Here is a 10615-nt window from a genome sequence, read left to right on the forward strand (position 1 = left end):
GTCATGGTGAGCCGCCAGGAAACCGCGCGCCCGCTCCTGACGCCAGGCGAGGTGATGCAATTGCCGCCGTCAGACGAATTGGTCCTGGTTTCTGGGTTGCCGCCGATCCGCGCCAAGAAGCTGCGCTATTATCAGGATCAGAATTTCACAGATCGGGTGCTGCCTGCGCCGGTGCTGCACGACGGACCCTATGCGGACTGCCCTGCATCACGCCCGGACGGCTGGACTGGACAAGTGTGCAGCGTCGATAGCCGACTTGCTGCGGACGAGGAAAGCGCCGACGCGCCAGTTGAAGACGAGGGAGGCGTTCAGCAGCAACGCCATCCAAGCCTGCCCGAAGAAGACGTTGTTGTCTCTCAAGAGCCCGATCAGGCCGATCTGTACAAGCCCGCAGACGATGACAGCGAAGCGCTCGCGGACAAGCGTGTCATGGATCGGATTTCCACTGCGGCCCGCGTCTACGGTATCAACGAGGGCAGGGGCGACGATGTCATTCCCGGCTTCTGAAGTCCGCTGAGTTGCAGAGCGCACCTCAGCGTAGATAACGGCCATAAGCAATTTTGAGCGTCTGGCCGATGCTTCTCCCGTCGCCGGCGCAACGCCGGGCCGTCGGAACGATCCGCATGAAGCCGCACCGCATTCGCCATCAGTTTCTGCTTGAGCCGGAGCTCAGCGAGAAACTGGACAACCTCAGTCGCGATCCGTCAACGACCAAATCAGCGATCGTGGGGAAGGCGATCGAGGCGTTCATCGAGCGGCGTGGCGAGAGCGAGTTCGATCGGCGCTACGGCGTAAGGCTTGACCGGCTCTCCCGCGATCTTGCCCACGTCAGGCGCGATTCCGAGGTGATCCTGGAGAGCCTGGCGCTCTTCATCCGCTTTTCGATCACCCTTCACGCCCACACGCCGGTCCCGGATCGGGCAACGCAGGCTATTGCCCAAGAGCGTTTCGAGAAATTCGTTGAGAAGGTCGGCCGCCAGATCGCTTCCGGCAAAAAGTCGCTTAGCAAAGACAATGGTGGGGGAGGGGAAGGATGAGCTCTCATCCCGAGGCCGACCACCGGCGGCGTGTCATGCTGCGCACCGCCATGGGTCCGGCAATCACCGAAGCCCTGGCCGATCCGTCCGTCATCGAGGTGATGGTCAATCCCGACGGCGCGCTGCGACTCGACCGGTTAGGCGAAGGTCGGGTCGATACCGACGTTCACATGCACCCGTCCGAGGCAGAACGTATCATCCGCCTGGTTGCTTCGCACGTGCGCGCCGAGGCGCACGCCGACAACCCGATCGTCAGTGCCGAATTGCCGTCTGGCGAACGCTTCGAAGGCCTGCTGCCACCTGTGGTGTTGGCGCCATGTTTTGCCATCCGCAAGCCCGCCGCGAAAGTCTACACCCTGGCCGACTATGTTGCCGAACGCATCATGCTGCCGCTGCAGGCCGATGCGCTGAAAAAGGCCGTCCGCGAGCGGCGCAACATGCTGATCGCCGGCGGCACTTCCTCGGGGAAGACAACACTCGCCAACGCTCTGCTGGCTGAAGTCGCCGAATGCGACGATCGGGTGATCCTGATCGAGGACACACGCGAACTGCAGTGCGCGGCCAGGGACTGCGTTGCCCTGAGAACAAGGCGGGGCTCGGTCACCCTTGCCGATCTCGTGCGCTCGACGCTGAGGCTCAGGCCGGACCGCATCATCGTGGGCGAGGTGAGGGGCGCGGAAGCGCTCGACATGCTGAAGGCATGGAACACCGGGCACCCAGGCGGCATCGCTACCGTACACGCCAATTCCGCGCGCTCGGCTCTCTATCGCATTGAGCAACTCGCCCAGGAAGCGGTGGTCACCGTTCCCCGCCGGCTCATCGCTGAGGCGATAGATCTGATCGTCTTCATAGCGGGACGCGGCTCGTCGCGCCACATCGACGCAATCGCCGAGGTCACCGGTCTCGACGGCAGCGGCGATTACGCCGTTGCCCCGCTCACGCTTTCGCAACTCCAGCAGCTTTGAAAGGCCTTCCTCATGCGCAAGAAGCTTCGCTTTCTTTCGTCCACAGCGCTCGCGTTTCTTATCACGGCCCCGGTTTATGCCGCCGGCTCCGGCATGCCGTGGGAGCAGCCGCTGCAGCAGATCCTGGAGTCCGTGCAGGGACCGGTCGCCAAGATCGTTGCGGTGATCATCATTATCACCACCGGCCTGACGCTTGCCTTCGGCGACACCGCCGGTGGTTTTCGGCGCCTGATTCAGATCGTCTTCGGTCTGTCGATCGCCTTCGCGGCATCGAGCTTCTTCCTCTCCTTCTTCTCCTTCGGTGGTGGGGCGCTCGTCTGATGGCCGCCGGGGAGCAGCATATCGAGGGCTTCGCAGTACCGGTCCACCGGGCGCTGACCGAGCCGATCCTGCTCGGCGGGGCTCCGCGCGCGGTGGCGATCCTCAACGGTACAGTGGCCGCGGCCATTGGCTTCGGCTTGCAGCAATGGATTGCTGGTCTGGTGCTTTGGATCGCAGGCCACTCGTTAGCGGTGTTTGCCGCAAGACGCGATCCGGACTTCGCCAGCGTGCTTGTGCGCCACCTACGTCTGAAGGGGTGGCTTGCATGCTGAACCTTTCGGAATATCGAAGCAAAGCCGACCGGCTTGCCGACCATCTACCCTGGGCTGCCTTGGTGGCGCCCGGCATCGTGCTCAACAAGGACGGCAGCTTTCAGCGGACGTTGCGGTTCCGCGGCCCGGATCTCGAAAGTGCGACGGAGGCTGAACTCGTCGGCATTTGCGCCCGGGCGAACAATGCTCTCAGACGCCTTGGCTCTGGCTGGGCATTGTTCTTTGAGGCCGAGCGCACAGAAGCGCTGGGCTATCCGAACTCGCATTTTCCTGACGCCGCGTCGTGGCTGGTCGACGAAGAACGCCGCGCTGCTTTCGAGGGGAAGGTAGCGCACTACGAGAGCCGCTATCATCTGACCTTGGTGTTTATGCCACCGCCGGACGCCCAGGCGCGCGCAGAAAGCACGCTCGTCGACTCTCATTATTCCCGAGGAGAAAGAGACTGGCGCCAGGATCTGGCGAGGTTCCGTGACGAGACCAACCGCGTGCTCGATCTCTTCTCGGGTTTCATGTCCGAAGTACGCGTCCTCGATGATGCTCAGACGTTGACCTACCTCCACGGCACGATTTCGCCTCGTCGCCATCCTATCATGGCCCCGGAAACGCCGATATATCTGGATGCAATCCTGGTCGATGCGCCGCTTACCGGTGGCCTGGAGCCGATGCTGGGTGAGCAGCATCTTCGCACACTGACCATCCTCGGCTTTCCGAACCTCACCCGGCCCGGAATCCTCGATACCCTCAATCATCAGGATTTCGCCTATCGCTGGATGACGCGCTTCATTCCGCTCGAGAAAACGGAAGCCACGAAGACGCTGACGCGATTGCGCCGGCAGTGGTTTGCCAAGCGCAAATCGATCGTGGCAATCCTACGCGAGGTCATTACCAACGAGCCGGTCCCGCTTGTCGATAGCGATGCCGACAACAAGGCGCTCGATGCCGACGAAGCCCTTCAGGCATTGGGCGGTGATCATGTGAGTTTCGGCTATCTCACCACCACCGTGACGGTGTGGGGCGAGGATCGCCAAGCCGCTGCAGAGAAGCTTCGCGCGGTCGAGCGCATCATCAATGGGCTCGGCTTCACCACGATCCGAGAAGGCGTCAATGCGGTCGAGGCTTGGCTCGGCTCATTGCCTGGCCATGTCTACGCTAACGTTCGCCAACCGCTCGTTCATACATTGAACCTTGCCCATCTCATGCCGCTGTCGTCGGTTTGGGCCGGTCCTGCGACAAACGAGCATCTCGCGAAAGTCACCCAAACCGAAGCGCCACCGCTTTTCGTTGCCGAGACCAGTGGGTCGACACCGTTTCGGCTTTCCACCCACGTCGAAGATGTCGGCCACATGCTGGTTGTTGGTCCGACCGGCGCCGGCAAGTCGGTTCTGCTTGCTCTGATTGCTCTGCAGTTCAGGCGCTACGCCGGCGCCCAGGTTTATGTCTTCGACAAAGGCAATTCGGCCCGTGCTGCAACACTTGCCATGGGTGGAGAACACCACGCGCTAGGAGCGGACGGTTCCCTTGCCTTTCAGCCACTGCGCAGCATCAACGACCAGGCTAGCCGAAGCTGGGCGGCCGAATGGATCGCCAGCCTTGTTGCCCACGAGAACGTCACCGTCACGCCGGAGGTGAAGGAGGCTATTTGGTCAGCGCTGGCCAGCCTTGCCACCGCGCCGGCGCAGGAACGCACACTGACCGGTCTTTCGGTCCTGCTTCAATCCAATGCGCTGAAGACCGCATTGATGCCCTACACGCTCGACGGTCCCTTCGGCCGCCTGCTCGATGCCGATCATGATGGGCTGGCCTTGTCGGATGTGCAGTGTTTCGAGACCGAGGAGTTAATGCACAGCCAAAGCGCTTTGCTGCCGGTGCTTACCTATCTGTTCCAGCGACTTGAGGAACGGTTCGACGGACGGCCCACGCTGATCATGCTCGACGAGGCGTGGGTCTATCTCGACAATCCGCTGTTCGCCGCCCGCATCCGCGAATGGCTGAAGGTGCTGCGAAAGAAGAACGTGTCGGTTGTCTTCGCTACGCAGTCGCTGGCTGATATCGCGGGCTCTGGCATAGCGCCGGCAATCATCGAAAGCTGCCCGCAGCGCATTTTCCTTCCCAATGATCGTGCCGTGGAACCCCAGGCGCGCACAGCCTACGAGCGCTTCGGTTTAAGCGAGCGGCAGATCGAATTGATCGCCCGCGCCACGCCGAAGCGTCAGTATTATCTGCAATCGCGCCGCGGCAACCGTCTGTTCGAGCTCGAGCTTGGCCCCATCGCTCTTGCGCTTTGCGGTGCTTCCGATCCGGCCACGCAGACTCTGATCGACAGGATCATGTCCGAAGACGGGCAAGGCAGCTTTGCCTCGCAGTTCCTGATCGCGCGCGGCCTCGATTGGGCCGGCGAACTTCTCAAGCAATTCCCTCAACCAGACAAGGAGCAATTCTCATGATGCGGCGACGCCTTCTCTCCGGCCTGATCACCGTTTCCCTGATCGCCAAGCCTATGGCCGACTATGTGCAGCCCGCCTACGCCCTTATCGTGTTCGATCCGTCCAATTATGCGCAGAACGTGCTGACGGCCGCGCGCGCATTGGAGCAGATCAACAACCAGATCCAGTCGCTGCAGAATCAGGCGACCATGCTGCAGAACATGGCGCGCAATCTTCAGCGTCTGGATTTCTCTTCCGTTGGCCAACTCACCGGTTCGCTCCATCGCATCGACGGCTTGATGGACCAGGCGAGTGGCCTCAGCTTTGATCTGGGCAAGCTTCAAGACCAGTGGCGCAGCCAATATCCGGAAAGCTACGACGCCACGATCAAAGTCAGCGATGTGGCGAGTGCTGCGCGGGAGCGTTGGCAAACCGCCATGCAGGCGTTCCGCCAGACCATGGGTGTCCAGTCGCAAATCGTCGAGAACGTCCGCGCCGACGGCGATCTGCTCGCCGATCTCGTCAACCGCAGCCAAGGGGCGGCCGGTGCGCTTCAGGCAAGCCAGGCCACCAACCAGCTGATGGCGCTTTCGACAAAACAGCAGATGCAGATCCAGACGCTGCTCGCAACGCAGTTTCGAGCTGAGGCCGAGGATGCCGCCCGCAAGGCCCAGTCAGACGAAGCCGCCCGCGAGATGACGGAGCGATTCTTGGGTACCGGCTCGGCTTATCCCGGCAATTAATCACGAGTTCATCACGACGAGAAAGGCAGCGGCATGAACGACCTTGGCGTCATCGATCGCTTCATGGAGACCTTCATCCGCTACATCGACAGCGGGTTCGGTCTGCTATCGGGCGACCTCGCCTTCCTCACTACCATTCTGATCGGCATTGACATCACACTTGCCGGCCTGGCGTGGGCGCTCGGCGACGAAACCAGCGTTCTCGGCCGGCTTGTCCGCAAGGTGCTCTATGTTGGCGTCTTCGCCTTCATTCTGAACAATTTCAAGAACCTCGCCGATATCGTTTATCGTTCTTTTGCCGGTCTCGGGATTAAGGCGTCGGCCGGCAATCTGTCGGCAGACAATCTCTTGCGCCCGGGCCGCATTGCCGCGACCGGTTTCGAAGGTGCTTGGCCAATGCTTGACCAAGCCAGTCAGCTCCTGGGCTTCCCGGAAATCTTCGGCAACGCACTGACCATCTTCGTGCTGCTGATGGCCTGGTTCCTGGTCATCATCGCCTTCTTCATCCTTTCCATCCAGCTTTTCATCACCATCCTTGAGTTCAAGCTCACCACGCTGGCAGGTTTTGTTTTGGTTCCATTCGCACTTTGGAACCGTTCAGCGTTCCTGGCCGAACGCGTGCTCGGCCATGTTATCTCGTCAGGCATCAAGGTGATGGTGCTCGCCGTCATTGTCGGTATCGGCTCCACGCTCTTCGGGGAGTTCGCTTCCGCATTGCAAGGCAAGGAGCCGGATCTTGCCGGTGCCATGTCCCAGGTACTGGGCGCACTGGCATTGCTTGGCCTTGGCATTTTTGGGCCGGGGATCGCGTCGGGTCTTGTCTCAGGCGCACCGCAGCTTGGGGCGGGCGCCGCCCTCGGCACGACCGCGGCGGCAGCGGGTGTATCACTCGTTGCTGGAGGCACAGCATTTGCTGGCGCGCGTATGGCAACCAGCGGCGGTGTCGCCGCCATCCGAGCCGGCACAACAATGGGATCGGCTGCTTCCACGTCATGGCAGATCGGGCGCGCAACCTCGCCCGACGCTGGCCTCTCCGGTGTGGCTGCTGGAATGCATGGTGTAACCAGTGCAGCTGGCGGCGCCGCTATACGCATAGCGCGATCCGCCACTGCAAGTGTTGGGCGCAACGCCGATGCCGGGCGCGATGCCGCGTGGACCGCGACCGGCGGCACGCCGACAGCGCCAATGACCGAACGCTCTGCCGGTTCGGCCACTGTTTCGGCGCCGACGTGGGCAAGGCGCCTACGTTCTGAACAGACCGCCCGTGCAAATCGCCACGCTGCCATGCAAGCTGTCCGAGACGGAGACCGGCCGGGAGGCAGCGCCACCCCCTCTCTCAACGACAAGGATGACTAGATGCTCTTCAAGCGACCCGTGCACCGTTACGGCAAAACACCCGAACCGGTCACGCCGTATCAAAAAGCCGCCCAGCTGTGGGACGAGCGCATCGGCTCATCTCGACTGCAGGCCAGGAACTGGCGGATCATGGCCCTTGGCTGCCTGGCCTTGGCGACCGGGCTTTCCGGCGGACTCGTATGGCAGTCGATGCAAAGCCGTGTCGTGCCTTATGTCGTCGAGGTCGATGGCTTCGGCGAGACGCGCGCCGTCGCGCCGGCGATCCGGAATTATGAGCCCTCGGATGCTCAGATCGCCTGGCATCTCGGCCGCTTCATCCAGAATGTCCGTTCCGTTTCCACCGATCCGGTTTTGGTACGGCAGAACTGGTTGGCAGCGTACGACTTTGCTAGCGATCGCGCAGCGCTCTTCCTCAACGAATACGCCAAGGCGAACGACCCCTTCGGTCAGATCGGAACGCGCAGTGTTTCGGTACAGGTCACCAGCGTGGTCAGAGCCTCCGAAAGTTCATTCCAGGTCAAATGGACCGAGCAGGTGTTTGAGCGCGGAAGCCTTGCCAGCACGATGCGCTGGACTGCGATCCTCACGATCGTGATTCGCTCGCCAAGCAATACGGATCAGCTGCGCAAGAATCCGCTCGGCGTCTTCATCAATGCCATTGACTGGTCACGCGAGCTCGACAGCGCCGTCCCAACCCCCCTTTCTCCGACGGAGTCCACCAATGAAAGGTAAAATGTCACCGATTCGTGCCGTGCTGATCCTATCGGTGTCGGCAGCGGTCGTTTCCGCTTGTGCATCGAAGAAGGTGCCGCCGCCTGAGATTTCCTATGACGCTGCCGACTTCAAACCGGCCGCGATCGAAAAGGCGCCGGAGAGGCCGATTAGAATTGTCGAGGTGCCAAAACCACTGCCGCTGCCTGGCCAAATGCAGCCCGAGCCCGGCAAGGCCGAGGACAAGCGCCCCCCTGAAGAACGCGTCGCTGATGCCAACAAAGCCGCGACCCAGCAACCCACCAAGTACGGGTATGTTAATGCCGTGCAAGTCTACCCCTTCACCGATGGCGCGCTTTATCAACTCTATGCCGCGCCGGAGCGCGTGACCGACATCGCTCTGCAGCCGGGCGAGAAACTAACCGCCGTGTCGGCTGGCGACACCGTGCGCTGGGTCATTGGCGATACCGCAAGCGGCACCGGTGACAATCAGCGCACCCATGTTCTGGTAAAACCCTTCGCGCCGGGTCTTGCCACCAATGTCGTCATTACGACGGACCGGCGGACCTATCATTTGCAGCTTCAAAGCACCGAGAAGACCGCAATGGCGGCAATCTCCTGGACCTACAGCCAAGACCAGATCATCGCGCTTCGCCAGCGCAATGCTCAAGCCGAGGCAGTTACACCGGTCGCGTCGAATATCGCGCTCGAAAACCTTCGCTTTCGCTACTCAATCAGTGGCGACACACCGCCCTGGAGACCGACGCGAGCCTTCGACGACGGCAGCAAGGTCTATATTGAGTTCCCTCGTCGCATAGATCAGGGCGAGGCGCCACCACTCTTCATCGTCGGCGCAGATGGGAGCAGCGAGCTCGTCAACTATCGCGTGCGCGGCAACTATTACATCGTCGATCGGCTCTTCGCCGCGGCCGAACTTCGCCTCGGCACCAAGCGGCAGCAGGTGATCCGCATCAGCAGGATTGACGGCAGGCAACCGCAACGGCGGATCTCGCTCTTTCGCGGCAGCCGGCGAGGTGAGGACTCATGATCGAAAATTCCCGCTCTGGCATCCCGCCGAAACTGGATCCCGAGGAACTGCAGCTTCGGGCCTCTCCCCGCCGCGTGGTGCGGTTCAGGCGCGGTGTGATCATCGCGATCGCAGCGCTCGGATCCGGCGCTGTCTTCGGCGTTACCATGATCGCCCTCCAGGGGCCGGCCCTTCGCATCAGGGATCAGGCGGAAGATCTCTACAACACTGAGCGCAAACCAACCGCCGAGGGGCTCGATACGCTTCCCCATGACTATTCCGGCATGAAGCCGAAGCCTCCCGTCCTTGGGCTACCTTTGCCGGGCGACCTCGGCCGCCCCATCCTCGAGCGGCAGCGCCAGCTCGGCATCGTGCCGGGCCAAGACATCTCGGCCGAGGAGCAGCGTCTAGCGCAGCAGGCGATCGAAGCGCGTGAATCGCGGGTGCTTTTCCGCGTCGAAAATCGAGCTCAAAAGACAGATGTCGGAGAGAGCGTGCAAACTGCTCAGCATCCATTTGAGGCGCTTCCCCAATCCGAAGCAGGACGCGCGTCAGCCTCGGTGGCGGCGGCGGAAGGCGACCAGAACAATCAGCAGCGAAAGCTTGATTTTCTCAGCCAGCGGAGCACTGGCGGGATCTACAATCCGCATGCGCTGCAGACGCCGATCTCGCCATATCAACTGATGGCTGGCAGCGTGATTGCCGCCAGCCTGATCACCGGCATCAATTCCGATTTGCCGGGCCTTGTCGTCGCGCAAGTCACCGAAAATGTGCACGACACGGTCACGGGCAACATATTGCTGATTCCGCAGGGCTCACGTCTTATCGGCGTCTACGACAGCGTCGTCGCGTTCGGGCAAAAGCGAGCGCTGCTGGTCTGGCAGCGCATTCTGCTGCCCGACGGCTCGTCGGCCGAAATCGACAATCTGCCCGCGAGCGACACCGCCGGCTACGCAGGGCTGGAAGACGAAGTCGATTTCCACACTTGGCAGATGATCAAGGGAGTGGCGCTTGCCACATTGCTCGGTGTCGGCACAGAATTCAGCCTCGGCGAAAACGAGAGCGATCTGGTCAAGGCGATCCGGGAATCAGCCCAGCAGAACGCCAGTCGAGCCGGCCAGCGCATCACCGAAAAAAACCTCAATATCCAGCCCACCATCGTCGTCCGCCCAGGTTGGCCACTGCGCGTCATCGTGCACAAGGACATCGTGCTGCGGCCATACGCCAGTTGAGCAGGAGTTATCATGGCTGACCTGAAACTTGGAAAACTTCCGGACCGAACAGCTTCGAAGATCACCATTACCGTCAGCGCGGAGCTGAGCCAAACACTCAAGGAGTATGCTGCACTTTACCGTCAGACCTATGGTCAGTCTGAAACCGTGGCAGAACTCATCCCTTTCATGCTGGCGGCGTTTCTGGAAGGCGACCGAGCCTTTGCCAAGGCCAGAAAGGAACGTCTGCCGACGGAGCTTGCCGGAAAATCGTGACTCCTCCGCTAGGGCAGCTGGAACATTGCCTAGCTGTCGCGACCTACCTGCTCCTCGCGAAGCATAGGATCAAACACCTTGGAATGCAGGTATGCGCAAGAGATGATGTGGAAGGAGATACCGCGCAACAGCCTAAGTTTGCATTTTCGATTTGGTCGGCCGTGAACTATCCGCAAGCCATTGATCTGGCCTGTTGATTGAGGCGGATAGCGGCTTTGGAATTGCAGGATTAGCGGTATTTGGACGCTGTTTTCCTGCAATTCGGTTTTGCGA

13 protein-coding genes are annotated in these 10615 nt (G+C 61.2%); 12 read left to right on the forward strand and 1 reads right to left on the reverse strand.

What is annotated here, in order from left to right; genetic code table 11:
• The 12 genes from ENZ75_RS34895 to ENZ75_RS00925 form a co-directional block, all read left to right on the forward strand.
• Positions 1–507, forward strand: a 507-nt coding sequence (locus tag ENZ75_RS34895) for a type IV secretory system conjugative DNA transfer family protein (RefSeq protein WP_245481119.1), incomplete at its 5' end; no start/stop codon positions are given.
• Between the two features lie 116 nt (positions 508–623).
• Positions 624–1037: a CopG family transcriptional regulator gene (locus ENZ75_RS00875; protein ID WP_063170364.1), complete on the forward strand. Its 414-nt coding sequence runs from the start codon at positions 624–626 to the stop codon at positions 1035–1037.
• The gene (gene trbB, locus ENZ75_RS00880; protein ID WP_024502850.1) at positions 1034–2002 is read left to right on the forward strand and encodes a P-type conjugative transfer ATPase TrbB; all 969 of its coding nucleotides are present in this window, start codon (positions 1034–1036) and stop codon (positions 2000–2002) included. The genes ENZ75_RS00875 and trbB overlap by 4 nt, the downstream gene beginning before the upstream one ends.
• A gap of 12 nt (positions 2003–2014) precedes the next feature.
• Positions 2015–2323 carry a TrbC/VirB2 family protein gene (locus ENZ75_RS00885; RefSeq protein WP_024502851.1) on the forward strand — a complete coding sequence of 103 codons (309 nt, stop codon included), beginning with the start codon at positions 2015–2017 and terminating at the stop codon, positions 2321–2323.
• Positions 2323–2595, forward strand: coding sequence for a VirB3 family type IV secretion system protein (locus ENZ75_RS00890; protein ID WP_024502852.1), 273 nt, complete (start codon positions 2323–2325; stop codon positions 2593–2595). The genes ENZ75_RS00885 and ENZ75_RS00890 overlap by 1 nt, the downstream gene beginning before the upstream one ends.
• The gene (gene trbE / locus ENZ75_RS00895) at positions 2589–5039 is read left to right on the forward strand and encodes a conjugal transfer protein TrbE (protein WP_063169232.1); all 2451 of its coding nucleotides are present in this window, start codon (positions 2589–2591) and stop codon (positions 5037–5039) included. Before ENZ75_RS00890 ends, trbE begins: the two co-directional genes overlap by 7 nt.
• Positions 5036–5761, forward strand: coding sequence for a P-type conjugative transfer protein TrbJ (gene trbJ, locus ENZ75_RS00900; protein ID WP_128277862.1), 726 nt, complete (start codon positions 5036–5038; stop codon positions 5759–5761). The genes trbE and trbJ overlap by 4 nt, the downstream gene beginning before the upstream one ends.
• A 33-nt stretch (positions 5762–5794) precedes the next feature.
• Complete coding sequence (trbL, locus tag ENZ75_RS00905; protein WP_063169231.1) at positions 5795–7117, forward strand: P-type conjugative transfer protein TrbL; 1323 nt, start codon at positions 5795–5797, stop codon at positions 7115–7117.
• Positions 7118–7849, forward strand: coding sequence for a conjugal transfer protein TrbF (gene trbF / locus ENZ75_RS00910; protein ID WP_063169230.1), 732 nt, complete (start codon positions 7118–7120; stop codon positions 7847–7849).
• A gap of 1 nt (position 7850) precedes the next feature.
• Entirely contained in the window at positions 7851–8876 is a 1026-nt protein-coding gene (trbG, locus tag ENZ75_RS00915) for a P-type conjugative transfer protein TrbG (RefSeq protein ID WP_164548809.1), read from the forward strand.
• Positions 8873–10087 carry a TrbI/VirB10 family protein gene (locus ENZ75_RS00920; RefSeq protein ID WP_063169228.1) on the forward strand — a complete coding sequence of 405 codons (1215 nt, stop codon included), beginning with the start codon at positions 8873–8875 and terminating at the stop codon, positions 10085–10087. Before trbG ends, ENZ75_RS00920 begins: the two co-directional genes overlap by 4 nt.
• Before the next feature lie 12 nt (positions 10088–10099).
• A complete protein-coding gene (locus tag ENZ75_RS00925; protein WP_024502859.1) occupies positions 10100–10342 on the forward strand; it encodes a DUF2274 domain-containing protein in 243 nt (80 codons plus the stop codon).
• Between the two features lie 29 nt (positions 10343–10371).
• Here the strand turns inward: ENZ75_RS00925 and ENZ75_RS34545 are convergent.
• A partial coding sequence (locus ENZ75_RS34545; protein ID WP_206617003.1) for a hypothetical protein occupies positions 10372–10615 on the reverse strand: 244 nt, incomplete at its 5' end.

Origin of the sequence: Mesorhizobium sp. M7A.F.Ca.CA.002.04.1.1 (assembly GCF_004022805.1) — a bacterium.
Taxonomy (GTDB): Bacteria; Pseudomonadota; Alphaproteobacteria; order Rhizobiales; family Rhizobiaceae; genus Mesorhizobium; species Mesorhizobium ciceri.